Genomic DNA, 26600 nt, shown 5'->3' with positions numbered 1-26600 from the left:
TGTGTTTATAAACATAAGTTTGGCCGATGATTTTTAGCATATTAACTGTGCGGTCTGCATAGACTGATAAAAACAGGTACAACCATCCTATTTCACAGCAGCATCAAGGGCAACTTCGATCATTTCGTTAAAGGTTGTTTGACGTTCCTCAGCTGTTGTCTCTTCACCGGTTACGATATGATCGGAGACAGTCAGGACGGATAAAGCGTGACGATTATATTTGGCAGCCAGTGTGTACAAGGCAGTTGTTTCCATTTCAATTCCTAATACATTATAAGTGTCGAGTAATTCTAACATTTCCGGCATATTGTCGCGATAAAAGCTGTCACTTGTAAAGACATTTCCGACTCTTAATGACAATCCCTTTTCCACACCAGTATCATATGCATTTTTAAGTAGTTCGAAATCGGCAGTTGGTGCATAGTCAATTCCGCCAAATACTACTCTGTTCATTTGAGAATCAGTAGAAGATGTACTGGCAAGTATGACATCACGAACTTTTACATCTTTTTGAATCGCACCGCACGTACCAACTCGAATAAGATTCTGTACATCATAGCTTTGAATTAATTCATTGACGTAAATAGAAATAGATGGTACACCCATTCCCGTACCTTGTACCGAAATCTTTTTGCCTTTATATGTACCTGTATAGCCGTACATTCCTCTTACTTCATTGTAACAATTAACGTTCTCTAAAAAGTTTTCTGCAATATATTTTGCGCGTAACGGATCACCAGGAAGCAGAATAGTATCTGCTATATCTCCTTTGTTAGCACCGATATGTACACTCATGATTAAGCCCTCCTTAAGGCGGAATAATATAATTCAAAAATATCATAACGAATATTGAATTACAAATGCTACCCTTAGCAGGGCTTCGTGAATTTTTTCATTTTTTAGTTTCTAAATTTCTTTATATCGTATATAATATACTTAGTTAGCGATTTCACAAGTTAAATGATGATGTTTGACTGTGATGGATGATCGATTGATGAGGAGGAATTATTGTATGAAAGAGCAATCATTTACTATTCAAAGTGACACAGGTATTCACGCAAGACCAGCAACTTTATTAGTAAACAAAGCTGGGCAATATGAATCACATGTGGAATTACATTATAATGGAAAAACAGTTAACTTAAAATCCATTATGGGGGTTATGTCACTAGGTGTACCTAAAGGCGCTGAAATCCGTATTACTGTCGATGGGAATGACGAAGACCAAGCTTTAGAAGGAATTGCTGAAACAATCGAAGAGCATTTAGGTAAGTAAGGGAAAAAGCTAGTTTTGATACTAGCTTTTTTTGTGTTACGATATAGAAAACAAACGCAGAAGTGTTTATTTTGTGAAGATATATTTTCAAATAGAAGGTAAGTGATACATATGATGGAATTTCTTTACTTTCCAGAAGATAAGTCGTTATATATTCCCGCGGTTTTAAGTTTGCTTGTATTTGTAATCGGGGCATGTGCAACGATGTACTGGATTAAGAAAGCATCAAAAAAAGAGCAGGAAAAATGGGAACAGGAATATGATGAGTTAAAAGACTGATTAACTTTTCTTTTGTTTGTCCATACTATGTAATGGACAAGTTAAGAGGAGTCGATCAGCTATGTATAGAAAGCTAACTATTATTTTATTGTTGTCATTAGTGATGCTTATGAGCTGTCAAGGTGGAGATAATCGTTCTCCATTAGAAGTACGGCTTTTTAATGTAGATAAAGATGCAGTTGGAACTGCTACCTTTAAGGAACAGGCGGATAAAGTATCGGTTCAAATAAAGGTGGAAGGTCTGGAACCGGGATTTCATGGTGTCCATATTCATGAATATGCAAAATGTGAGGGGCCGGATTTTGAATCAGCAGGTAATCATTTTAATCCGGAAGGACAGGAACACGGGTTAATGCATCCAGACGGTCCGCATTTAGGTGATATGCCAAATCTCGAAGTGTCTGCAGATGGAACAGCTGATGTAGAGTTCGAATTGCAAGGTGTAACATTGATGGATGGGGATAAATCGTTATTAAGAGAAGATGGAACCTCCATTATTATTCATAGTGGACAGGATGACGGGGTTTCACAGCCTTCAGGTAATTCTGGTGAACGGTTAGTCTGTGGTGTGATTTCATTAGAGCAAGCTAACGATGAAGAAAAACCGACAGATCCAACACAAACAAATAAAAAAGAAGAAGAAGAGTAAAGTTTTTGCTTGCTCTTCTTTTTGTTTATGAGTAAAGAGGGCATAATAACAACTATAAAGAAGAAATGCAGTAGCAATCATGTTCAAGATGAAGTGTGGGTTTCTTATAATACGGATTATGTTAAGTGGAATTTTATATGCATAGCAAAGCTCAGGAAATATGCTCCGCGTCCTGTAGAGCCATAGAGCCTCAGCTAGGCTACTACTTGCAATGCTTCTTTGTTGCCTTGTGCCTAGGAAGCAAAGAAGCAATACTTGTAGACACAGGCAGAGACAAAATCAATTTGTGCTGACGCATGCGGAGACTCTGCATATTTCCTACGCTTAAGGAAGCGTTACAACGTATGGAACAGCTAAAAGCAGTAGTGCTAGGCATATTATGTAGAATTCGAATGCTATTATGGCAATTATAATCAGCTCAATATGCTAGCTCTTGTATAAGTTGTAGAACCCATACATTTGCTCCGGCTACCACGCAGACTCCCGCGGGACGCGAAGTGTTTGGCCGGAGCGTTATCATACCACTTTAAACATGCCAAAATGACCTCTACGTTAGTTGACACAATCCGTATTATAGGTAGCTAAATATATACTTAAATTAGTACGAGAAGGTCGGGGTTTAAATACGTTTTTTCATACACGTCAAAAAAATGGGAAATTTAGCTGGTGAGAAGTTTGAGGTGGTGAAAATTTTTGATGTACCAAGCATAAGAAAAGCTTCGGCACCCGCTTAAAAGACGAAGCGAATGCCGAGTTTTTCTATCCTAAAGCCTTAATTATTCTGTTTGTTCCTTCTTCAACAAGAGTAAATGGGCAGGCTACATTCATTCGCATAAAACCTGTACCTTCTTCACCAAATGAGGCGCCGTCATTAAGACCAACTTTGGCATGTGTTTGGAGAAAGTCTTTAAGGTCTGCTTGCGACAGTTGTAACTTTCGGAAATCAAGCCAAACTAAATAGGTACCTTCCGGACGAATGACGTCAACCCTTGGATGCTCAGCAAATGCTTCCACTACATAGTCAATGTTTCGAGTTAATTGCGCCAGCAGCTGTTCGAGCCACTCTCTGCCATGCTGATATGCAGCATCCAATGCGGTAATTCCCATTGTATTCAATATATGTATCCCTTGCTTTTGGAATGTTTTCTCTAATGCTTCTCGTTTCGAACGATTAGGAACGATAGCATAAGATACTTGTAAGCCAGCAAGGTTAAATGTTTTTGTTGGTGACATGCAGGTAATAATCTTGTCGGCCATCTCTTCATCTAATTTTGCTATTGGAATGTGCTTGTTATTTGAGTAAACCAAGTCTGCATGGATTTCATCAGATAAAATCATGACATTATATTTTTTGCAAAGCGCTACGATTTTGCGTAATTCGGTTTCTGTCCAGACTCGCCCGACGGGGTTGTGCGGATTACACAAGATAAATGCCTTCACACCTTCTTGCAGCTTTGCTTCGAAATCATCAAAATCTATTTCATAGCGGTCGTGACGTAATACCAGCTGATTTTTGACTAATTCACGATCATGATTTGTCACAATTTGATAAAAAGGAGGATAAACAGGTGTTTGAATTAATACTTTGTCCCCTTTATTAGTAAACGTCTGGATCGCCATATAAAGAGTTGTAATGACTCCTGGGCTATATAGAATGGATGGCTTTTTTACTTGCCAATCATGTCTGTCGTTTAACCACTCTGTGATGGTGCTCGCCAATGCATGATCAGTAAATGTATAACCAAATACACCGTGTTTTGCTCTTGCAGTTAAGGCTTTTATTACTTCTTCTGGTACTTCAAAATCCATGTCAGCTACCCACATTGGCAGTACATCTTCTGCGCCATAGAGAGATTTTACTAAATCCCATTTAACTGCTCGTGTATTTCTTCTTTCAATTTGTTTCTCAAAAGAATGCGTCATTAAATTTCCACTCCTTTTTTCACAAGCTATATCTATCTAATCATATCGGTGACTGAAAAAAAAGTGTAATGCTCTATTGAACTGGGAATTCCTTACTTGATAATATACTGTCGGCAATCATATTAGGGATTTCTTCAGGTAATAAATGACCAGCATGCTCAACCGTTGTTAAGGTGGAATGTGGTATGTACTTTATCAGTTCATAACCAATCTGATAGGGAATAATTTCATCATTCTTGCCCCAAAAGATGGTGACAGGAATATCGATTTCTGTCAGTTCTTGTTCCGATAAATCTCCTTGGTGGTCATTGAGTATTTTTATAATACATGGATACATTTTACGATTCAAAAATGGTTGCTTATAATGCTCTAGCATCTCATCAGTAATTAAATAATCGTTATAAATAGAATGACGCAGCATTTCATATACGCCTTTTTGCTTCAATAAACGTCGTGCTATGAAAGGCGAAAATGGATTGTGACATATGATCTTGGCAAATAGTGGTGAATGCTTCATAAAACTGCACGGAGCCAATAAATATAGCTCGGAGATCTGGTTAAGCTGATGAGCACAACGTAATGCGATTTGACCACCCATTGAATGTCCGACAATAGCAGCGGTTTCGATTTGATGGTCTGCCATGATGAATTGAATAGCTTCCACCATGTGATCATACGAAAACAAACATGATTTGGATTTTTCACTGTTACCAAAGGGGGGAATATCAATCGTAAGCAATTGAAAGTTATCTTGGATAATAGGAATAACTTTACGATAGCAGTAGGATGATGCCAAAAAGCCATGAAGTAAAATGATCGTTGGTTTTGTGGGGTTGGAATAGAATTGATAGCTAATAATGTGTCCTTTGAATGGAATGGTGTTCATCTGTCCTAAGCGCTCCTTCACTTAAGAAAAAAATAAGCAAAGCGATGTATCGCTTTGCTATCCAGGGGGAATACGAGAAAGTCTTACATAACTATATATTGCCCAATTAGAAGTATTTCAAACCTGTTTTTTTTAAAAAAAGATAAAAAAATGAAGACCGGCAATTCTTTGCTATTTTCTACTGATATATGCTAACATTACATAATGTTTACAACATATATCGATGGTATATAGATAGAGGAGATGGAACTCATGTCAGATCATTTTCAGGTAGGAGATATAGTAGAAGGTGTCGTCAGTGGTGTGCAGCCGTATGGTGCCTTTGTTTCTATTGGTGAGAATATGCAAGGCTTGGTGCATATATCGGAAGTAACCAACGGATTTGTAAAGAATATTTCAGATCATATCAAAGAAGGGGACAAGGTAAAGGTAAAAATTATTGATGTAGATGAACAGGATAATAAATATGCGCTTTCTATACGTGCCCTCGAATCAGATCAGAAAACAGAACGTCAACAAAGTACAATAAGCGATAAAGAGGGGGAACACGGATTTAATACGCTGAAGGACAAGCTGAAAGAATGGATTAAACAGTCAGAATAAATTAAAACCATAATATACGGGTTAACAACGATTCTTACATATAGAAATATTGGTTATTTTCAGAAGTTTTTTGAAAAATCTCATTTTGCATTGCTTGATTTAGACGGCAGGTTTCGGTACATTAAAATAGTGAGATAAAATTATTGGAGGTTACAAGAACATGACACATGTACGTTTTGATTACGAGAAAGCTTTGACTTTCTTTGGGGAACATGAACTAGATTATTTGAAAGAACCTGTTCAGCTAGCACATGAAATGGTACATAACAAAACAGGAGCGGGTAGTGACTTTTTAGGTTGGGTCAATCTGCCGACTGACTATGATAAGGAAGAGTTTGCACGTATTAAAAAAGCAGCCGACAAAATTAAGTCTGATTCCGATGTGCTGTTAGTTGTAGGTATCGGCGGTTCTTATTTAGGAGCTCGTGCTGCTATCGAAATGTTAAATCATTCCTTTTATAATGAATTAGCAAAAGATCAGCGTGATACGCCACAAGTCTTTTTCGTTGGAAATAGCATTAGTGCACCATACATTAATGACCTGTTTGATGTATTGAAAGATAAAGATGTTTCCGTAAATGTTATTTCCAAGAGTGGAACAACTACAGAGCCAGCGATCGCCTTCCGTATATTCCGCAAGTTTTTAGAAGAAAAATATGGCGTGGAGGAAGCAAGAAAACGTATTTATGCCACTACTGATAAAGCGAAAGGCGCTTTGAAAACTTTAGCAACAGAAGAAGGATATGAGAGCTTTGTCATTCCGGATGATGTAGGTGGACGATATTCCGTTCTAACTGCTGTAGGTTTATTGCCAATCGCCGTAAGTGGTGTTGATATTGATAGTATGATGGAAGGTGCTCAAAAAGCACAACAAGAACTTAGCGAAGCAGACTTAGCGAAGAACCCTGCCTACCAATATGCAGCGGTGCGAAATATCCTTTATAACAAAGGTAATACGATCGAGATGTTAATCAACTATGAGCCTTCCTTGCAGTATTTCTCTGAATGGTGGAAGCAGCTTTTCGGTGAGAGTGAAGGGAAAGACTTCAAAGGAATTTATCCTTCTTCAGCAAACTTTTCTACTGATCTTCATTCATTAGGTCAGTATGTGCAAGAGGGACGTCGTGATATTTTTGAAACAGTACTTCATGTCGAAGAACCAAAATCAAATATTACGATTGAGAAGGAAGAACAAGACCTTGATGGCTTAAACTACCTAGCGGGAGAAACGCTAGACTTTGTTAATGAAAAAGCGTTCCAGGGAACATTATTGGCGCATACGGATGGACAAGTACCAAACTTGTTAGTTCATTTGCCGAAGCTTGATGCTTATACATTTGGTTATGTAGTCTATTTCTTCGAAAAAGCATGTGCGATCAGCGGCTATCTATTAGGTGTAAATCCATTTGATCAGCCAGGAGTGGAAGCATATAAGAAAAATATGTTTGCTCTATTAGGTAAACCAGGATTTGAAGAAGAAAAAGCAAAATTAGAAAAAAGATTATAAATAAAATTAGGTGGCACTACCAGCAACACGTTGGAAGTGCCACTTTTTATTGATATCATGATATGACTGGCGGAAAGAGAGAGGTTAATGCTAAGTTATCATTATTAGTAATTTTGCCTCACTTCCTACATATTTTACAGAAGCAAGGACATTCTAAAAAAAAGGGGGATTCGACATGTATGAATTAGATTCCGCGATACAGGGTAAGGATTATTATTATAAGCAGGTTAAGCCAATATTAGAAAATGAGGGTTATACGCTAGGTGGAGCTTGGGAGTATGATCATGGCTTTTTTGATTATAAGTTGGCTAATGACGGTGGCTATCACTTTTTACGGATCCCGTTTCATTCAATTCATGGAGAAATTGACAACGAAAATGCTGTAATAAGAATGGACAAACCGTATATATTGTCACACCGATATAAGGACGATGTTGATGCCTCTGCAAAAAGTGGAGTCATGCAAGCTTCATTTAATCAATTTCAAACTCCAAAGGAAAAGGATGCCGCCACCCCGTCTGCTTATATTGAACAAGGCAAAGTAATGTTGCAAAACGCCGAAGTATTACTGGCACAAATTAATAATGAGTAAAAAAAGAGTTGTAGGCAAATTAAAAGCGGAACATAACACGAAATCTCCAAATAATCTTCGTGTTATGTTTCGCTTTTTCTTATGGGTAGACATGAATTAACTGAATTATTCTGCCGGAGCGGTATTCAAGTTCTCTAATGAGGAATAGTAGAAAGTCTTCTTATGAACATAATGTGCATCTAATAATGCTTGTTGGCATGATCCGTGGGAATCAGGTAAATCAACTTGTCATCCTTTTTCGTTTGCAGGGAAAAGGAAGGGTGGAGTATGATCTCTTTGTCGCGAATTAGGCCGATTAACCATTTGCCATCCTTCAATAAATGCTGGGCACAGTAATAAAAATCATTATCTGTTAATGTGTCCTGTATTTCTTCTGAACAAAATTGTTGCTCTTCCAATGTTTTTGCTATTATATCTGTGATTTGCACATCCTCTTGAAACAATGATTGATAAAACAATGAACTCATAAAATTATTGGAACGGACCAACACGTTTGCCCCTGCACGCAGCGCATTAATTCGTTGTATTTCTGTCAGAATTTCAGCGATGATGTGAATCGATGGATTATTCCCACGGGCTGCGATAATATTAAGAATGGTCTGCCGATCTGCTTCTTGTTCCGTTAATGTTGGATCAGCTGTGATAATTACTGATTTAGCTTCTGAAATATTTGCTTTTTTTAATATTTCATCGGAAGTTGGTAAACCGTGAATAAAATGAATACTGTGTTTATGAAAGGAAAGCTGATCCAAGGTATGATCAATTAAAATCGTATCGGAATCATGCTTATGATCACGAATCATTTGAATTAATTGCTTGGTGCGTTCATTCCATCCTATAATAATAGTGTGATGGTTCCCTTTGTAAGAAATTTTACCATCTGTCAAATTTTTTTCGTGTTTAATTGTTCCTGCAGACAAAGTAGCCATATAGAAAGTTACGAAGCCACCGCCAGCTAATATCAACAGTATACCAAGAAACTTACCTAAATAACTTAATGGTACATAATCACCATACCCAACCGTTGATCCAGTTACAAACGCCCACCAGACACCATCGAAGGTCGTCGGAAAATGGTCGGGCTCTATTATATGTATGAGATAGCCAAATCCAATCATTAATATCGTGACACTAAGTAAGAGTCGGACTATGACAGGAAGGTGAAAATAAAATTTTATCCATTTATACCAAATCATTTGATCACCTTTTTTACATATAGTGTAAGCAACTTGAGAAACCTTATTCTGAATGGAGGAATATTTTATGGAAAAAGAAAGATTAGCATTTTTACAGGAATTGTTACACACCGCTTCACCATCGAGTTTGGAAATGGAGATACAGAAAAAATGGATGGCGTATGTATCTCCGTTTGCTGATGAAATTCGCACAGATCACGCCGGGAATGTGATTGCAGTAAAAAATGAATCTGCAGATTTTCATTTATTGCTAGCTGGTCACTGTGATGAAATTGCATTCGTCGTGAACCGAATTGATGAGGATGGTTTTGTTTACGTGGACAAGATGGGCGGGATCAATCCAAAATCTGCGATCGGAATGAAGGTCGAAATCATCGGTGAAGAAGCCATTGTTCCAGGAGTTATTGGTGTTAATGCACAGCATCATGGCGGTATGAAAGGTGATTTTGATGTAGAAGATTTATTTATTGACTGCGGTGTCGCTTCCAAGCAGGAAACAAATGTACAAGTCGGTGATCTAGTCGTCTACCGCAGACAGTCTGAGATATTGAAGGATCGCTATATTTCTGGAAGAGGTCTCGATAATCGTACTGGTGCCTTTATCGTGGCAGAGGTAATGAGAAGGTTAAAGGATGAGCAAATTAATATTGGCGTTTATGGAGTCAGCACAGTAAACGAAGAGACTAATATGGGAGGGGCATACTTTGCGGCAGCAGGTCTCCAACCAGATGCTGCATTGGCATTGGATGTAACCTTCGCTACGGATTATCCATCCGTTGACAGAAGAAAGCATGGCGATATTCGCTTAGATGGTGGACCAGTATTGGCAAAGGGTGCGCCAATTAATCGCAAATTAAATCATCTATTGGAAAAGACAGCAAAAGATCTTGATATGACGGTACAATATGAATTAACACCTCGTCTCACAGGAACGGATGCAGATAAGATGCGTTTAACAGGAAAAGGTGTGCCGGTCAGTCTCGTTTCTCTGCCGTTACGTTACATGCATTCACCAGTCGAAACAGCGAGTCTTCAAGATATCGAAGAGGAAATTACGTTACTCGTGGAATTGATTAAAAATATGACAGGTAGGGAAAGCTTAAACCCACTAGAGGATTAAAAGATTGACAACTTGCTTGAAAAAACATACGATTTAAATATTGTGTCAATAGGGGGACATTATATTGAAATCTGCTCAAACGAGTAATCTCTATCGATTAATCGTTATTTCGATTATGGGAACCATTTCGGTTTTATTAATTTTATTAAATTTTCCTTTACCATTTCCATTTATTCCAGCGTATTTACGTATTGATCTAAGTGATATTCCAGCATTAATAGCTGGAGTTATGTTTTCACCTTTAGCAGGTGTCTTGGTAGTTGCCATCAAAAACCTACTGTATGTAATCGTGACAGCTATTTCTGATCCAATCGGCGCCATCGCCAATTTTTTTGCAGGTGTTTTTTATGTATTGCCTGTTGTTTATTTGTTTAAAAAGCAGCAAACCATGAAAAACGTGCTGATCGGATTAGCGATAGGAACGATTATCATGACAATTGGAATGTCATTACTTAATTATTTTGCAATCATTCCAGCATACAGCCTGTTTATGGGATGGGAAGAGATGTCTCAAAATGTGAAGATGAGTACTGTATTAGTCGGAATACTACCATTTAATTTGATCAAAGGTATTATTGTTGCAGTGGTGTTTGCACTAATTTTTGTAAAACTTCAGAAATGGATAATAGAGAAAAACTAACAAAAAGGGGTCTGTCATGTGGCAGACTCCTTTTTGTTAAAGTAAAGCAAGCATCGATAGTCATTAAGGCAACAGCAGAGTAAATCGTTCTCAATATTGAAAAATGTATGAGTTCTTATAATACGGATTATGTTAAGTGAAGCTGTATTACAATCTGATGATTTTGAAAGGTAGTATATGCGTAGCAAAGCTCCGGAAATATGCCCCGCAGGAAGTGGTTGGCCGGAGCGGTTTCATACCGCTAACAACATTTCAAAATGATCTCAACGCTAGTTGACATCATCCGTATTATAGGTAGCTTTATACATATTCAAGTTTGCAGGACCGGGCGTGCATAGCCCGGTTTTCTTTATATACGGTTGATAATTGCGAGTGTGCAGCGAGAGATGGCGATTAATTGATTATTTTCATCTTTCATTTCAATATTCCATACCATACTTGTTTTGCCGATATGGATAGGAGTTGCAATGGCTGTTAATACCCCGTCTTTTTTTGATTTCAGATGGTTGCAATTAATTTCCATACCGACGACAGCCTGTGTCTTTTCGTCAATATGCTGCATGCCGCCGATGCTAGCTGCTGTTTCGGCAAGCGCCACTGATGCACCCCCATGGAGGAACCCCATTGGCTGTTTGACATTATTCGTTATCGGCATGTCTACTTCCGCGAGTTCCTTTGATGTTTGCTTGACATTCATTTGTAATGCTTGCATTAATGTTTGATTGCTCATCTTTTACCTCCACTTACAATGGTATTGGAAACAGGATTTGTAAAAGTAAGGACAGCCCAATTAAGGCACCATAAAACGTGTTTGTCTTCGCTGTAGCCCCCATTGCTGGCATCATCCCGATATTTGTTGTGTTGGCTTGGAATATCTGAATGGCTTGTCGAGCTTTCGGTATACTTAAATAGCTAATCACACTATAAATTGGCAGCAATCCTGCTATTATAAAAGCTGCTGTTAAAGCATAACTTAATATCATCAAGCTAGATAACAAATAAATGGCTTTATTTCTGCCAACCAGTATGGCTAACGTTTTTCTGCCGTTTTCTTTATCACCATCTAAGTCGCGAATGTTATTAGCAAGCATAATACATCCGATCAAGATAGCGATAGGGATCGAAATCACGGTAACTTGCCACGAGATGCTTAACGTCTGAATGTAATAGCTGATTCCGATGATGACGGTCCCCATCAAAAATCCGGAAAAAAGCTCACCAAATGGTGTGTAAGCAATCGGCAGAGGACCTCCGGTATATAAATAGCCGGTAACCATGCAAATAATGCCGATAACAGCAATCCACCAGCTCGACACGATACAAATATAAACACCTAATAAAATGGCTATTCCAAAAAAAGTGAAAGCGAGCCGTTTTACTACAACTGGTTTGATGCCATCTCTTACAATCGTACCACCTATACCAACGGACTTTTCATTGTCAAGCCCTCTGACAAAATCATAATATTCATTAAACATATTAGTAGCTGCTTGTATCAGCATGGACGCAAGTAGCATTGTGAGAAAAGTGACTATGTGAAAACTGCCGCTTAACACTGCCAGCATTGTACCAACAAAAACTGGTATAAATGAAGCAGTAAGGGTGTGCGGCCGCAATAATCTCCACCATATATGAAAGCCGGGCTTTTCGTTTAAATGATTTGCTTCTGACTTAGTTCCCATTTTGTTAACGTCTCCTTATTAAAATTAACTAACATTATAAGTTTAGTGAATACTTAAAAAAGTGTCAAACTATTGTTATAAACAATATTCAGCACCAATTAAATGTTTTTTGTTATACTAAGGATGGGTATACAGTTTATAGCTCTTTTTTACACGTTAGAAAAGTATAAGTAAAACTTCGGCACTCTCCAAGACGCGAGGCACATGCCAAGTTTTTCCTAACGATGATTCTTATCTTTTAAAAAATGCAAAATTGTAATATAATGAATAGCGTTTATGAAAATTGCCCTATTACATTGGAGGGGTATCCATGATTGAGACAAAGGAAATAAATATAGATGGTGTGTTACAAGCAGCACAGAAGCAATCCATCGATAAATCAGCACCAACCTTTGTTAGTGTGACGGAGAAGATCGAGAGGATTAACGCGATCGATTTCTTTCAGAGCGGCAAAGTACTTGGTAAGAACAGAATATATTGGTCTAGTGCAGATCAAAAAACTATATTTGCTGGGATCGGCGATGCTGTAAATTTGACTGATTCTAATGCGTCTTACAATACGATTAAAAATAAATGGGGAAAATGGATGCAAAACAGTAAAATCGTCAATCCCTATGATGATAAAAGGTCGGGTCCTATTGCCTTTGGCGGTTTTCCTTTTGATTCTGAAGAACCGGTTGAAGAGTTGTGGCGTGGTTTTGATGGCAGTCAGTTTCGTGTACCGACATTCTTGTTAACTATTGATCAAAGTGATGTTTATTTAACGACAACTGTATTGGTTGAACAAGAAAGTCATATTGATCAGTTAGCCGCGGAACTTATTACAGAGAAGCATCAGCTTCTGCATGGCACACATGCCGAGTTTCATGAAAATCAGATTGTATTAAAACATGAAGTAGATCCAGAAGCATGGAAGACAATAGTTGAGCGTGCTACGAAAAAAATAGCTGATAACCAAGTTAATAAAATTGTACTTGCTCGAGAATTACAAGTGGAATTTGACCAGACATGTGATATCGGACAAGTTCTGTCACAGTTACAACGTACACAACAGCACAGCTTTGTATTTGCTTGGGAAAAGGACGAAGTATGTTTTGTTGGAGCAACACCAGAGCGTCTGGTAAAGGTAAACAATCAAAAGGTGTTTTCCACTTGCATCGCTGGTACGGCACCGCGAGGCAAAACAGTGGAACAGGATCATGAATTAGGCAAGCAATTGCTTGATGATCAGAAAAATCGTGAAGAACATCAATTCGTTGTTGATATGATTAAACAAGCAGTATTTTCATTCGCTAAATCTGTGCATATACCGGATGAGCCGGTTTTATATCCGTTAAAAAACCTCCAGCATCTATATACACCTGTAGAAGCTGAATTAGATGATGGATATACGTTATTAGATGTTGTGGGTAAATTGCATCCCACTCCAGCACTGTGTGGGTTTCCGCGGGAAACAGCATTGGATTTCATCCGCAATTTCGAAAAGCTGGAACGCGGCTGGTACGGAGCACCTATCGGATGGTTTGATCAGAACTTTAATGGTGAATTTGCAGTGGCAATTCGATCCGCGCTGATTAATCAGGAAAAAGCCTCCTTATTTGCTGGTTGTGGTGTTGTGAAAGATTCTGATCCGGAGATGGAATACAAAGAGACCGCTATTAAATTCACTCCGATGTTGCATGCATTGGGGGAGTCGAAATGAGCCATGTCGAAGCATTAACGAAATATGTTGGTCATTTTGTTGATCAATTATATCAAAGTGGTGTCATAGATATCGTGATCTCACCGGGTTCACGTTCAACGCCTTTATCTCTTAGTTTTGCCGCATACGAACGCTTCAATGTCTGGGTGGATATTGATGAGCGTTCTGCCGGTTTTTTCGCATTAGGAATGGCAAAGGAAACGAACAAAGCAGTCGTACTGGTATGTTCCTCCGGTACGGCTGCTGCTAATTATTTTCCCGCTATTATTGAAGCAGCACAAAGCAGGGTTCCTTTAATAGTACTAACAGCCGATCGCCCTCATGAATTACGTGATGTAGGGGCAGCCCAAGCGATTGATCAGCTCAAAATGTATGGCAATTATCCGAAGTGGTTTCACGAAATGGCATTACCTGATGCATCCCCACAAATGTTGCAATATGCACGAAATAATGCCGATCGGGCTGTCCAGACAGCAGCGAGCCAAATCAAAGGTCCTGTGCATTTGAATTTTCCATTCCGTGAACCACTTATTCCGGATTTTGAACTTTCGGATGTCTGGTTCAGTAACGAGCAGCATGATACTGTTCGTCATTTTCAACCGGAACAAACCAACCTGTCTGATCAGCATCTTGATCAAATTAAACAAAGACTTCAATCTAAAAAAAGAGGATTGATTATTTGCGGGCCTCATGATCATAAATTGCTGGCAAATGCTGTTTTAGACTTAGCGGAAGCGTGGGGGTTACCAGTCCTAGGCGATCCTCTTTCATTTACCCGAATGTATACGAACAGGGCAGTTTTAATAGAAAGCTATGACAGTATTCTGAAAAACAAAAAAGTCAGAGGATTAATGAAGCCGGATTTTATCATTCGTTTTGGTGCCATGCCAGTTGCGAAGCCTGTGTTACAACTGTTGCAGGAACAGGATATTGATCAATTGATCGTGGATGATTTGGTTACATATCGTAATCCTACCCAAAAGCGTGCTGATTATTTATATGGGCAGCCTGAACATGTCGCAAAGCAGCTAGCTACGTTGTCACTTCATTTCGATCAGCACTGGTTAACAACCTGGCAACATCTGAATCAGTATGCTAAATCTATATTGCAGGAAGCAGCTGATGACTTAACTGAGGGATTAGCGGTACGTGGAATCCAGTCGGTCATTCCGAATGAAAGTATTTTGTTTGTCGGTAATAGTATGCCGATTCGAGATGTCGATTCTTTTTGGTTTGATAATGAAAAACAAGTTCCTGTTTATGCTAACCGGGGCGCGAACGGCATTGATGGTGTGGTATCTACAGCAATGGGAATGGCTGCGTCAGGTAAACGAGTGACACTTTTAGTTGGCGACATTTCTTTTTTGCATAGCATGAATGGCCTTTTGTTAACGAAACAATATGACTTGAGTGTCACGGTTGTGTTAATCAATAATAAAGGTGGCGGAATCTTCTCGTTTCTGCCACAGGCACAACAAAACATACCACATTATGAATTGCTGTTTGGTACGCCGCAACAGTTAGACATGAAAAAAGTAGCCCATTTATATGACTTGCCTTACGAGAACGTTACAGAGTATCAACCTTATTTACAAGCATTACACAACAGTTATCATGCTGATGGGGTGTCGCTCATTGAAGTACAAACAGATCGCCAGGAAAATGTGAACTGGCACCAAGCGAAATGGCAGCAAATCGAACAGTATACCTTATCGATTCTGAAGGATAATACAGATGTATATTTGTGATTTTTGGGTCGAGTCTTTTGGGGAAGGGGAACCGGTTGTTTTCTTCCATGGTTTTACCGGATCTGCTCAAACCTGGCAATTTATTCGCGATATGATCCCGGACCGGAAGCTGATTTTTGTTGATTTACCAGGGCACGGCAAAACGATTGCAAAAGTAGCCAGCATGGAACAATGTTGCCTACAACTGTATGAATTATTCAGGCAACTAAGGATCGATTCGTTTGATTTGGTTGGCTATTCAATGGGTGGACGAACCGCGTTGGCGTTTGTCAGCCTCTATCCTGATCTGGTTCGATCGCTGACACTAGAAAGTGCATCACCTGGCATTGCGGATGATGTAGAGCGAGAGACTCGTATGTATAAAGATCTGGAGCTTGCAAGCTTTATTCGCAACCATTTGCTTGACGATTTTGTTGATAAGTGGGAAAATATTCCGTTGTTTGCATCACAAAAACAGCTCCCGCTATCTGTACAACAAATGGTGAGGTTGGAGCGGCTTTCCCATACAAGAGAAGGCTTGGCAATGTCATTGGAAAGCATGGGAACAGGAAAGATGGCTTCTTGCTGGCAGTTGCTTAAGCAGGTCGGGATACCTGTTCTGCTGCTTGTTGGTGAATGGGATAAGAAATTTATCGATATTAATCAAGAAATGATGAAGTTATTGCCAAATAGTGAGTGTAAACTCATTGAGCAAGCGGGTCATGCAATTCATGTGGAACAATCGCGAATTTTTGGTACAATAGTAAAAGAGTTTATCAATAGGAGGAGGTCATCAAATGACAGTAGAATGGATAAATGAACGCACTTATGATGATATTTTATATGAAACGTATAATGGGATTGCGAAAATTACCATTAATCGCCCTGAGGTTCGAAATGCTTTTCGTCCTCATACGGTAAACGAATTAATTGAGGCATTTACATATGCACGTGACGATTCCAATATCGGTGTGATTGTGCTTGCTGGTGCAGGAGATAAAGCATTTTGTTCTGGTGGAGATCAAAAAGTACGTGGTCATGGCGGCTATGTAGGCGATGATGAAGTTCCTCGTCTTAATGTACTTGATCTGCAACGCTTAATTCGCGTTATTCCAAAGCCGGTAGTTGCAATGGTTTCTGGTTATGCAATCGGTGGTGGTCACGTACTGCATGTCGTATGTGATTTAACAATCGCTGCGGATAATGCAATCTTTGGACAGACCGGACCAAAAGTAGGTAGCTTTGATGCTGGTTATGGTGCGGGCTTACTAGCTCGTATTGTTGGTCATAAGAAGGCACGTGAAATCTGGTATTTATGCCGCCAGTACAATGCACAGGAAGCATTGGATATGGGGCTTGTCAATACGGTAGTGCCTCTGGACAAACTGGAAGAAGAAACGGTTCAATGGTGTGAAGAAATGTTGGAAAAATCACCGACTGCACTTCGTTTCCTAAAAGCCTCTTTCAATGCGGATACAGATGGCTTGGCAGGTTTGCAGCAAATGGGTGGCGATGCGACATTGCTTTACTATACTACGGATGAAGCAAAAGAAGGACGAGACGCATTTAAAGAAAAGCGCAAGCCAGACTTTAAACAATTCCCTCGTTTTCCATAAGAAGACAAAGACCAATACTATCGTGTTGGTCTTTTCTTTCTAGAGCAGAACTTATACAGAAAAAAATGAATGTGGCAATTTGGAAAGTGGTGTTAGATATGGAGCATTGGCTGACAATGCGGGCCAATTTATCGCCAGGATCGACGGCGATTGAATTAGATAACGGTGATACTTATACATTTTTACAATTGAAACAGAAGGCAGAGAGGTTCGCGTTACAGTTATCAAATGTGCATCAGCAAGGTCATCTGGCGATTTTATCAGATAATACTGCTGATATGATCATTGCGTTCTGGGCTTGTACTTATCTCAAAGTCCCGACAGTTTTTCTTAACACGCGATTAACTTTAACAGAATGGCAGCAGCAATGCGACGATGCTGATGTTCAACTGCTTTTATGTGCAGATGGCTATATAGTAGGTGCAGAACACCTACAACAGAGCGTTTACAGCTTTTCGCATATCCATACTTTGACGCCAACAGATAAAGCACTCGCTTCTATGATCGATATGGATTCTGTCTGTTCGATGATGTTTACCTCTGGAACTACAGGCAGAGCAAAAGCGGTGATGCAATCTTTTCAAAACCATTGGTCAAGTGCAGTTGCGTCTGCTTTGAATTTAGGGTTGATGCCCACAGATAAATGGTTGATCTGTTTACCGCTGTTTCATATTAGTGGTCTTTCCACCCTGTTCAAAAGTGTGATTTATGGTATGCCAGTGTATCTTATGGAGCGATTTGAGGAAGACAAGGTGCATCACGCAATCATGGAAAAACAAGTGACGATTATCTCGGTTGTAGCGGTCACATGCGAGCGGTTGTTACAACGATTAGGTGAAGCGAATTACCCCACATCATTCCGTTGTATGCTACTAGGGGGCGGGCCAGCCCCAAAGTCGTTGCTGGAAAAAGCGAAACAAAGGCATGTCCCGATTGTTCAGTCTTATGGTATGACAGAGACAAGCTCGCAAATCATTACTCTAAATGCAGCCGATGCCTTAAGGAAGCTCGGTTCAGCAGGTAAGCCACTGTTTACTTCTTCTTTACAAATTATCAAGGACAACAGAGAAGCTTTGTCCAATGAAGTGGGAGAAATTGTTGTTAAAGGTCCGATGGTGACAAATGGCTATTATCAAAGAGTGGAAGCCAACCAAAAAGCGTTTCGAGACGGTTGGTTGTACACTGGTGATTTAGGCTATTTGGATGAAGAAGGTTTTCTATTCGTTGTCGATCGGCGCAGCGATTTAATTATTTCGGGAGGGGAGAACATATACCCTGCTGAGATAGAAGACGTTCTACTCTCATGCGATGGTGTTCTTGAAGCGGGTGTAACTGGTATGAAAGATGAAAAATGGGGACAAGTGCCGGTCGCTTTTGTTGTATGCGATTCTGAGCAAATAACATCAGAACACATACTTGCATACTGTCAGGAAAGACTGGCTGCTTTTAAAGTCCCAAAACGGTTAATGTTCTGTTCTCAACTGCCCCGTAACGCTACTGGTAAGCTGCAACGTTATAAGTTGAAGGAGTGTTGATAGGAAAATCGAGCAACCGCGCTTGATCCTTTTTAAGCTAGCTATACTGCAGATTACGCTTTGTAGTGATGTTTGAACTCAGTAATGATGTGTAAGGATATATAGCTCCGGCCAACCACTAGGGGATTGGCCGGAGCTATATTCATTCTACAACCTTTGCTAGTACTGCTATTAGCTATTTCATCCACTAAAGCGCAGGAAATATTAATCTGCATTATAGGCACCTTTTTCATAATTATTGGGCCTGGTTCCTTCAGATAATTTACCTTAATGACTGTTATTATCTTTCCGGACTGATAAGGAACTCCGCAATTGCCGGGTTTCCAATTAGGCATAGTGTCCGCCAATTTTTTTACTTCTCTCTCTCGTAATGCCTGCTTTCGTATAGCTTGTTGCACGCAGCAGGGAAGTGGAACCGTATTTAGCACGAATAGCGTCCATCACATAGCCGAGATCTTTCTTTTTCGGCTCATTATCAAACAAGTTCAATTGCGTCTCAATATCATCATATAGATTGTTCAAGGATACCGATACACGCCTGATTTTACTGTGTTGATCGTAAAATTCGTGAAATAATTGAAAGCATACCTGGTAAATATCCATTGTCACATTAGTAGGCAAATGAAGAGAACGAGAGCGATGAAAACCCCCTCCATTATCCGCATAACCAACACCCAGATGGATAGTTCTGCCTGCTCGTTCATGGGTACGTGCGCGTCGACAAACCTCCTCGCACAAATCAAGTATACAGACTAAGGTTTCTTCTGCGCTGTAATCTCTTAATAATGTCATGCCATGCCCAAAGCCTTTTTGGGTTTCTTTTTTGTAGTAGGAATCATATACAGGGCTTAAATCAATGCCCCATGCATGCCAATATAACTGCTCGCCAATCACACCAAACCGTTTCTGTAAGCGATCTAAGCGATAATTTGCAAGCTGTCCTAAATAAATGATACCCATTTTATTTAAGTGAACGGTCAACCGTCTGCCAATCCCCCAAACTTTTTCAATTGGTATCGGCCAAAGTAGCCGTTCTACATCCTGATAGCGGCACGTAGCAATTCCGGTCTTTTTTGCGTATATATCCATCACAACTTTTGCCAGAAATTTGTTATCTCCAATTCCAATGGCACAGGTTAATCCCATTGTGTCATATATTTCATCCATGATCATCTTGGCAATTTTTTGAGCATCTCCATATAAATGCTTCATCCCATCAACAGTGATCCACATTTCATCAACAGAATAAGGGTGAATCGCTTCTTTTGGGACATATTGATAAAGCAGCTTCGTAATTTCTACGGAGACGTTCACATAATCTCCCATTTTAGCTTCGACAACATAGATATCAGGATCCTCCGGCAATTCAAAGTACCGGCTGACATTTTTGACACCATACTTTCGTTTTAAAGCGGGGGAAGCAGCCAGAATAATACTGCCCGAACGGTTCTTGTCACCAACTACCGCGAGCATGGCAGTCATAGGATCAAGACCGCGTTTCACACATTCAATACTTGCGTAAAAAGAACGCATATCAATACATAGGACATCATGCTTTGGATAGGTAGTGTAATCCATCATTCAACACCTCAACGAACGTTTGTTCTATTAAAGTAGTATATCCTATTCATCGCAAAAAGAAAAGTGTTAAAATATAGCAATTAATTGATAAAGATTATCAAACTCATTGACTTTGCTATAAAAAGCTACTAAACTAGAGGAAGAGTAAAAGTTCGAATTGAATATTTTAAAAATTGTCCCAACAGTGCAAAAAGGGAGAGGTTCCAAATGGAAACATTAGTAACAAAAGATTTAACACTAGGATATGGTGAAGAGATAGTTATAGATGACTTAGATATTACAATCCCTAAAGGAGAAATTACAGTCTTTATTGGTGGAAATGGCTGTGGTAAGTCGACTTTACTTCGCTCATTAGCAAGGTTGCTAAAACCGAAGCAAGGGGATGTCGTACTAAACGGTGAAGATATTGCGAAAATCCCTACTAAAGAAGTGGCAAAACAAATGGCGATTTTGCCACAAAGTCCTATCAGCCCGGAAGGATTAACAGTAGAAGACTTAGTCAAACAAGGAAGACATCCATATAAGACGATGTTCAAACGCTGGTCCGAAGAAGATGAGACAGCAGTAAATGAAGCGTTGGAATCGACAAATATGCTCGACTTAAAAGATCGTGCCGTGGATTCCTTATCAGGTGGACAGCGGCAGCGTGCCTGGATTGCAATGACGCTTGCACAAGGAACAGATACTATCCTGTTGGATGAGCCTACAACATACTTAGATATGACACACCAGATTGAAATTTTGGATTTATTATTCGAGTTGAATGAACGTCGTCAAAGCACAATTGTCATGGTGTTACATGATTTAAACCTTGCTTGCCGTTATGCACATCATATTGTTGCAATTAAAGACAAAAAGGTGTATGCGCAAGGTAAACCGGAGGAAATTATTAATTGTGGCTTAGTGCACGATGTATTCCAAATGAAAGCAGATGTCATGTATGATCCGATGTTTGGAACACCTATGTGTATCCCGCACGGACGTGGACGATGCCTGATCAAAGAAGCTGTAGCAGAATCACAACAACAAATGCAATCAGTCGGAAATTAACAAAACCCCTGTATTCCCTAAGGAATACAGGGGTTTTTAGTGTTAACCACAATGAAAAATGGATTGCTTCAAAACAAGGCTCTATTATATATGTTGGGGTTTGAAAAAATTAAGCATAATAAAACACGCAAGCTCCTATATCCTTTACACTTGAATGGACTAGAAACAAACCAAAGGGATAGGAGATGCGTGTACATGCAGTTTAACATGAATTTACCAGGATTAGAAAGTGTTATTGTTACTAAGATGGAGGAGTTGGAGGGGGACTTTTACTTACATATAAAGTTGCCTGTTAAGAAACACCGTTGTCCTGCTTGTGGGGAAAGAACAAGCCACGTCCATGACTATAGAATACAAAAGGTACAACACTTAAAGCTCTTTGAACGAACATCTTATCTGTTTTATAGGAAGCGAAGATACGTTTGTACTTGTGGAAAGAGGTTTCCTGAGAAAAACCAAGTTGTAGGGCGATATCAAAGACATTCAAAGGAATGGAATCAAGCCCTAGGGCTTCGTGTTATTCAGGGAAAAAACTTTAAAGATACTGCTGGTCAGTTCAGAACTTCTCAAACAACAGCTATTCGTCGATTTGATCAACTAGCAGCTACTAGTTTAAAAGAAGTGGACACGTTACCACCAGTAATAGCTATCGATGAATATAAAGGGGATACAACAGAAGGTAAATACCAAGTAATCATCGCAAATGGAGAAACGGGTGTCCCGCTTGATATATTACCGAATCGCTCTGTACGTACGATTAAAAAGTACTTAGCTAAAAAAGGATCTCAAGTAAAGATGGTTGTCATGGATATGAGCTAAAGCTTTAAGTCAGCAGTTCAAAAGGCTTTGCGGAACCCCATCATCATTGCAGATCGCTTCCACTTTTGTCGGTATATTTATTGGGCTTTAGAACGAGTGAGAAGACGTGTTCAAAAAGAATTCCATGATTACGACCGCAAAAAGTGCAAGCGTATGAAACACATTTTTTATAAACGATATGAAGAACTGAGTAGTAAGCAACACTGGTATTTAGACAGATATTTTGGCTTGTCGGAGGATTTACGACAGGCCTATGGTTTAAAGGAAGCATTCCGCTCCTGGTTTGAAGGAGCGAAAAAGGTTGGAACAAAAGAATTAGGTGAAGTAAAACAAGGACTGTATAACTATTACAAACAGGTAGAAAAAGCAGGACTAGATGAGTTCATCAAAGCCGCTGGTACACTCAAGAACTGGCAAGCAGAAGTTTTAAATAGTTTTGCCTTTGACTACAACACTGGATTTGTGGAGGGCCTAAATAACCAAACAAAGGTTATTAAACGTAATGCATTTGGCTTTAAACGATACGATCGATTAAGGTTACGTGTATTACTGCATCATCAATTTAAAAACCTAGATTTTCAAGTTGGTTAAGGGATAGGAGCAAAGATTCCTACCCCAACATTTGACGCAGAACCCAAAACAAAAAATAAAATTATTGGTTCTTATAATACGGATCATGTTAACTGCAAATGTATTTGAATGTAGTAATTTTGATATATTGTCACTGCTTAGCAAAGCTCCGGAAATATGCTCCGCATCCTATAGGGGCAAGGCTTCAGCTAGGCTACTACTTGCTTTGCTTCTTTGCTGCCTTGTGCCGAGGAAGCCTGCTTCGAAGCAATACTTGTAGACACAGGCACAGACTAAGTGGATCTTCAGCTCGTGTTGACACATGAGGAGTCTCCGCATATTTCCTCCGCTTAAGGAAGTGTTACAACGTTTGGAACAGCTAAAAGCAGTGGTTCTAGGCATTATGTTGTTCAAAATGCTGATTATGGGTGCGATTAATATGCTAGCTCTTATAAAAGTTGTAGAAGCCCCGCAGGACGCCAAGTGGTTGGACGGAGCGGTATGCCAGCACACTAAACATTTCTAAATGATCTCAACGCTAACATACTCCGTATTATCGGTAGCTTTATACACTTTAGCTACTTGGTAAGGGGTGGTTCAGCCTTGTTTTTCCGTATGCATGTTTCTCTTGTGATTACATACAATACAGAAGAAGAGGTGAATAATATGGAGAAAAAAACATACTATGTCAATATCGCATCACAGGAAATATCACAGATTCCATTTGGAAACAATGCATCCTACACCATTCAGGCAACAGATGAACAAGTATTTTTGTTAAGGGAAAAATTTAATGAGCTGCATGAAGATGATTTTGGTACTTTTGTTCGCTCGCATATTCCATTTGTCCAATATCATCAGGACTTGGAAAATGATGAATATGATAATGATTTAAAAGATGTCTTTCAAATGTTACACCAGCTGGCAACGCCGGAAACTAGGCAAGCTATGGAGGAATCTGGCATTGGAATTGAAAAAAATCAATAAATAAGTGAAACAAATATCGTGCCCTGCACGTCTATTTTATAAATAGATGTTTAGCTAAATAGTAAAAAAGGTAAGGATTACTAAGGACGTGAGGAGGGAAAAATATGAAAAAAATCATCACGATGTTTACAGTTTTAGTCCTTTTTTCATTTGCGATTGTTACTATAAGTCAAACAAGTACGGAAAAAACGTATGCTGAAGAAAAACAGGTGCATACCCAAAAAGTAACAGGGGAAAAACAAGTTGTTAGCGACCAAGAAGAAATATCACACAAAAAGATTGTGGCGTTGACAGATAAATTTATGGAATTATTAGTACAGGATATTGATGATCAATATAAAGTAATAAATTATCAGACGAAGGAAGAATTGATTAAAGCATTTGAACCATATGTTACAAAAGAAGCGGTACAACCTTACATTGATTACTACTATGAGGAAGAAAAGAACGGATTATATATTGTACCAACAGAAACACCACCATGGTTTGACAAATCAAACGACTATGACAAGCAGATGAAAGATAATCAGGTAATTGTCACACAGCAAAATGAAAATGCATTATATGGTGAGTACACCATTTCCATTACATTCGAAAAAATTAATGACCAATGGAAGATAGTAAACATTAGCAATCAGTAACGATAAAAGGTAGTATAGAGCTATGAAAACTTTTTATGACTACTATAATAACAAAGTGCAGTTGTCTTTTGATAATCATCCGTTTGATCCAGAACCCAGGCATGTATGGGTGATCTGCAGATTTGATGAAAAGTGGCTGCTAACCAAACATAAAAACCGCGGTTTAGAATTCCCGGGCGGTAAAGTGGAAAAGAACGAAACACCGCAAGAGGCAGCAATAAGAGAAGTATGGGAGGAAACAGGAGGAGAAGTTGCCCACATTGAATACATCGGGCAATATTATGTGTCTGGTAAAAGAGAACAATTAGCCAAAAATATTTACTTTGCAACAGTGAAAGCATTGCAGAAACAGGATAACTATTTTGAAACGGAAGGCCCTGTCTTGCTTGAAAAACTTCCTGCAACAATCAAAACAGACGAGATGTACAGTTTTATCATGAAGGACGATGTTTTGTCACACAGTATCCAATATGTACAGCACATGCTAGAAAATGCATAGTCTGGCAGTAAAGCGATTTGATTGACTACAATAAAAAAATCGATGTATTCTATACTTAGACAATGATGAACTCTAGACTTAAGCAGTCTAGAGTTCTCTATTGAATAAAAACCAAGTAATTAGATGGGGATAGTGAGTTAAAGTTTGATTCGTGCATTTTTGTGAAAAAAGTTGTATGATGGAATATGTAGTATTTTTTTGAAAACAACAATAAATTAAGGTAGACTTTTAAATAAAATTACAGGATAATGAAAGTCTTGGTGTTAACTAAGAGGGAGGAAGTAAGAAATATGGCGAAAAACAGACGCTTATTTACATCAGAATCTGTCACAGAAGGACACCCTGATAAAATTTGTGATCAGATCTCCGATGCAATTTTAGATGAAATTTTATCAAAGGACCCGAATGCAAGGGTTGCTTGTGAAACAACGGTAACAACCGGACTCGTTCTTGTTTCTGGTGAGATTACCACTTCTACTTATGTAGACATTCCAAAAATTGTGCGTAATACGATTAAAGAAATCGGATATACGCGTGCTAAATATGGTTTTGATGCCGAAACATGTGGTGTATTAACAGCAATCGATGAGCAATCAGCAGATATTGCTGGCGGCGTGGATCAAGCGCTTGAAGCAAGAGAAGGTCACATGACAGATGATGAAATCGAAGCAATTGGTGCTGGTGACCAGGGTCTAATGTTTGGTTATGCTAATAATGAGACACCTGAATTAATGCCATTGCCGATCAGTTTGGCGCATCGCTTAGCGAAACGATTGTCAGATGTACGTAAAGACAATACGTTAGCTTATTTACGTCCAGATGGCAAAACTCAAGTAACTGTTGAATACGATGAAAATGATAAACCACAACGAATTGATACAATCGTAATTTCTACTCAACATCATCAGGATATAACATTAGAACAAATTCAAAAAGACTTAAAAGAATTTGTTATTAATCCTGTTGTTCCTGCTGAATTATTAGATGAGGATACGAAATATTTCATCAATCCAACTGGCCGATTTGTTATTGGTGGTCCACAAGGCGATGCGGGCTTAACCGGTAGAAAAATTATTGTCGATACCTATGGCGGATATGCTCGCCATGGTGGCGGTGCTTTCAGTGGAAAAGATGCAACAAAAGTAGACCGTTCAGCAGCGTATGCTTCTCGTTATGTAGCAAAAAATATCGTTGCTGCAGGACTTGCGGAATCATGTGAAGTACAGCTTGCTTATGCGATCGGTGTAGCACAACCAGTATCTATTTCGATCAATACATTTGGGACAGGTCAGTACACAGAAGAGCAATTAGTTGCAGCAGTTCGCGAAAACTTTGATCTTCGTCCAGCTGGTATTATTAAGATGTTAGATTTAAGACAACCTATTTATCGTAAAACAGCTGCATACGGACATTTTGGACGTACAGATGAAGCATTCCCATGGGAAAAAACGGACAAAGTAGATCAACTAAAACGTTTTTTAGCTGAAGTATAAATTTTATCCAAAACCAAGTGCATTCTA

At 39.1% G+C, this 26600-nt stretch carries 25 protein-coding genes and 1 pseudogene; 19 read left to right on the top strand and 7 right to left on the bottom strand.

Features of this window, described 5'->3' with window-relative positions:
- Positions 1 to 87: 87 nt before the first annotated feature.
- Positions 88 to 795, bottom strand: a complete 708-nt coding sequence (deoD, locus tag MUN88_RS18990; protein ID WP_244718136.1) for a purine-nucleoside phosphorylase — start codon at positions 793 to 795, stop codon at positions 88 to 90.
- Between the two features lie 217 nt (positions 796 to 1012).
- Between deoD and MUN88_RS18985 the strand changes: the two genes are divergently transcribed.
- From MUN88_RS18985 to MUN88_RS18975, 3 genes are all read left to right on the top strand, one after another.
- On the top strand, positions 1013 to 1276 hold the full coding sequence (locus MUN88_RS18985) for a phosphocarrier protein HPr (protein ID WP_058306856.1): 264 nt from the start codon (positions 1013 to 1015) through the stop codon (positions 1274 to 1276).
- Between the two features lie 111 nt (positions 1277 to 1387).
- On the top strand, positions 1388 to 1555 hold the full coding sequence (locus MUN88_RS18980; RefSeq protein ID WP_244718134.1) for a hypothetical protein: 168 nt from the start codon (positions 1388 to 1390) through the stop codon (positions 1553 to 1555).
- Between the two features lie 61 nt (positions 1556 to 1616).
- Positions 1617 to 2204, top strand: a complete 588-nt coding sequence (locus MUN88_RS18975; RefSeq protein ID WP_244718132.1) for a superoxide dismutase family protein — start codon at positions 1617 to 1619, stop codon at positions 2202 to 2204.
- Positions 2205 to 2963: 759 nt separating this feature from the next.
- Here MUN88_RS18975 and MUN88_RS18970 read toward each other — a convergent pair.
- Together MUN88_RS18970 and MUN88_RS18965 are read right to left on the bottom strand one after the other, a co-directional pair.
- Positions 2964 to 4127, bottom strand: coding sequence for a MalY/PatB family protein (locus tag MUN88_RS18970; RefSeq protein WP_244718130.1), 1164 nt, complete (start codon positions 4125 to 4127; stop codon positions 2964 to 2966).
- A 73-nt stretch (positions 4128 to 4200) separates the two neighbouring features.
- The gene (locus MUN88_RS18965; protein ID WP_244718128.1) at positions 4201 to 5013 is read right to left on the bottom strand and encodes an alpha/beta fold hydrolase; all 813 of its coding nucleotides are present in this window, start codon (positions 5011 to 5013) and stop codon (positions 4201 to 4203) included.
- 252 nt (positions 5014 to 5265) lie between these two features.
- Between MUN88_RS18965 and yugI the strand changes: the two genes are divergently transcribed.
- The 3 genes from yugI (at position 5266) to MUN88_RS18950 (ending at position 7715) form a co-directional block, all read left to right on the top strand.
- Entirely contained in the window at positions 5266 to 5616 is a 351-nt protein-coding gene (gene yugI / locus MUN88_RS18960) for a S1 domain-containing post-transcriptional regulator GSP13 (RefSeq protein ID WP_244718126.1), read from the top strand.
- Positions 5617 to 5776: 160 nt separating this feature from the next.
- Positions 5777 to 7123, top strand: a complete 1347-nt coding sequence (locus MUN88_RS18955; RefSeq protein ID WP_244718123.1) for a glucose-6-phosphate isomerase — start codon at positions 5777 to 5779, stop codon at positions 7121 to 7123.
- A 175-nt stretch (positions 7124 to 7298) separates the two neighbouring features.
- Positions 7299 to 7715, top strand: a complete 417-nt coding sequence (locus tag MUN88_RS18950) for a YugN family protein (protein ID WP_244718120.1) — start codon at positions 7299 to 7301, stop codon at positions 7713 to 7715.
- Positions 7716 to 7894: 179 nt separating this feature from the next.
- Here the strand turns inward: MUN88_RS18950 and MUN88_RS18945 are convergent, their stop codons facing one another.
- The gene (locus MUN88_RS18945) at positions 7895 to 8911 is read right to left on the bottom strand and encodes a potassium channel family protein (protein ID WP_244718117.1); all 1017 of its coding nucleotides are present in this window, start codon (positions 8909 to 8911) and stop codon (positions 7895 to 7897) included.
- Between the two features lie 67 nt (positions 8912 to 8978).
- Here MUN88_RS18945 and MUN88_RS18940 point away from each other — a divergent pair, with 67 nt between their 5' ends.
- Both MUN88_RS18940 and MUN88_RS18935 read left to right on the top strand, forming a co-directional pair.
- Complete coding sequence (locus tag MUN88_RS18940) at positions 8979 to 10031, top strand: M20/M25/M40 family metallo-hydrolase (RefSeq protein ID WP_244718114.1); 1053 nt, start codon at positions 8979 to 8981, stop codon at positions 10029 to 10031.
- A gap of 64 nt (positions 10032 to 10095) precedes the next feature.
- Positions 10096 to 10671, top strand: a complete 576-nt coding sequence (locus MUN88_RS18935) for an ECF transporter S component (RefSeq protein ID WP_369809902.1) — start codon at positions 10096 to 10098, stop codon at positions 10669 to 10671.
- Positions 10672 to 11020: 349 nt separating this feature from the next.
- Here the strand turns inward: MUN88_RS18935 and MUN88_RS18930 are convergent, their stop codons facing one another.
- Both MUN88_RS18930 and MUN88_RS18925 read right to left on the bottom strand, forming a co-directional pair.
- The gene (locus MUN88_RS18930; protein WP_305852479.1) at positions 11021 to 11401 is read right to left on the bottom strand and encodes a hotdog fold thioesterase; all 381 of its coding nucleotides are present in this window, start codon (positions 11399 to 11401) and stop codon (positions 11021 to 11023) included.
- 13 nt (positions 11402 to 11414) lie between these two features.
- Positions 11415 to 12353 (bottom strand): 1,4-dihydroxy-2-naphthoate polyprenyltransferase, encoded by a 939-nt coding sequence (locus MUN88_RS18925; RefSeq protein WP_244718111.1) that lies wholly within the window; start codon positions 12351 to 12353, stop codon positions 11415 to 11417.
- A 310-nt stretch (positions 12354 to 12663) separates the two neighbouring features.
- Between MUN88_RS18925 and MUN88_RS18920 the strand changes: the two genes are divergently transcribed.
- From MUN88_RS18920 to MUN88_RS18900, 5 genes are all read left to right on the top strand, one after another.
- On the top strand, positions 12664 to 14055 hold the full coding sequence (locus MUN88_RS18920; protein ID WP_244718108.1) for an isochorismate synthase: 1392 nt from the start codon (positions 12664 to 12666) through the stop codon (positions 14053 to 14055).
- Positions 14052 to 15803, top strand: a complete 1752-nt coding sequence (gene menD, locus MUN88_RS18915; RefSeq protein ID WP_244718105.1) for a 2-succinyl-5-enolpyruvyl-6-hydroxy-3-cyclohexene-1-carboxylic-acid synthase — start codon at positions 14052 to 14054, stop codon at positions 15801 to 15803. Before MUN88_RS18920 ends, menD begins: the two co-directional genes overlap by 4 nt.
- Complete coding sequence (gene menH / locus MUN88_RS18910) at positions 15790 to 16602, top strand: 2-succinyl-6-hydroxy-2,4-cyclohexadiene-1-carboxylate synthase (RefSeq protein ID WP_244718102.1); 813 nt, start codon at positions 15790 to 15792, stop codon at positions 16600 to 16602. The genes menD and menH overlap by 14 nt, the downstream gene beginning before the upstream one ends.
- Positions 16580 to 17398: a 1,4-dihydroxy-2-naphthoyl-CoA synthase gene (gene menB / locus MUN88_RS18905; protein WP_244718099.1), complete on the top strand. Its 819-nt coding sequence runs from the start codon at positions 16580 to 16582 to the stop codon at positions 17396 to 17398. Before menH ends, menB begins: the two co-directional genes overlap by 23 nt.
- A gap of 71 nt (positions 17399 to 17469) precedes the next feature.
- Positions 17470 to 18933, top strand: a complete 1464-nt coding sequence (locus MUN88_RS18900) for an o-succinylbenzoate--CoA ligase (protein ID WP_369809901.1) — start codon at positions 17470 to 17472, stop codon at positions 18931 to 18933.
- A 327-nt stretch (positions 18934 to 19260) separates the two neighbouring features.
- On the opposite strand, the gene MUN88_RS18895 is transcribed toward MUN88_RS18900, so the two are convergent.
- Positions 19261 to 20511, bottom strand: a complete 1251-nt coding sequence (locus tag MUN88_RS18895; RefSeq protein ID WP_244724623.1) for a DNA polymerase IV — start codon at positions 20509 to 20511, stop codon at positions 19261 to 19263.
- A 210-nt stretch (positions 20512 to 20721) separates the two neighbouring features.
- Here MUN88_RS18895 and MUN88_RS18890 point away from each other — a divergent pair, with 210 nt between their 5' ends.
- The 6 genes and pseudogenes from MUN88_RS18890 (at position 20722) to metK (ending at position 26573) form a co-directional block, all read left to right on the top strand.
- On the top strand, positions 20722 to 21564 hold the full coding sequence (locus MUN88_RS18890; protein WP_244718096.1) for an ABC transporter ATP-binding protein: 843 nt from the start codon (positions 20722 to 20724) through the stop codon (positions 21562 to 21564).
- A 189-nt stretch (positions 21565 to 21753) separates the two neighbouring features.
- Positions 21754 to 22974 (top strand): annotated as a pseudogene (locus MUN88_RS18885) (ISL3 family transposase).
- A 645-nt stretch (positions 22975 to 23619) separates the two neighbouring features.
- Positions 23620 to 23940, top strand: coding sequence for a hydrolase (locus tag MUN88_RS18880; RefSeq protein WP_244718094.1), 321 nt, complete (start codon positions 23620 to 23622; stop codon positions 23938 to 23940).
- A gap of 104 nt (positions 23941 to 24044) precedes the next feature.
- Positions 24045 to 24581, top strand: coding sequence for a hypothetical protein (locus tag MUN88_RS18875; RefSeq protein ID WP_244718092.1), 537 nt, complete (start codon positions 24045 to 24047; stop codon positions 24579 to 24581).
- A gap of 22 nt (positions 24582 to 24603) precedes the next feature.
- Positions 24604 to 25080 carry an RNA deprotection pyrophosphohydrolase gene (ytkD, locus tag MUN88_RS18870; RefSeq protein ID WP_244718090.1) on the top strand — a complete coding sequence of 159 codons (477 nt, stop codon included), beginning with the start codon at positions 24604 to 24606 and terminating at the stop codon, positions 25078 to 25080.
- Between the two features lie 290 nt (positions 25081 to 25370).
- The gene (metK, locus tag MUN88_RS18865; protein WP_244718088.1) at positions 25371 to 26573 is read left to right on the top strand and encodes a methionine adenosyltransferase; all 1203 of its coding nucleotides are present in this window, start codon (positions 25371 to 25373) and stop codon (positions 26571 to 26573) included.
- Positions 26574 to 26600: the final 27 nt, after the last annotated feature.

This window comes from Gracilibacillus caseinilyticus, assembly GCF_022919115.1.
In the GTDB taxonomy this organism is placed as follows: Bacteria; Bacillota; Bacilli; order Bacillales; family Amphibacillaceae; genus Gracilibacillus; species Gracilibacillus caseinilyticus.
Note: the sequence above shows the minus strand (reverse complement) of the source record. Positions and strands in the feature narration are given on the sequence as shown.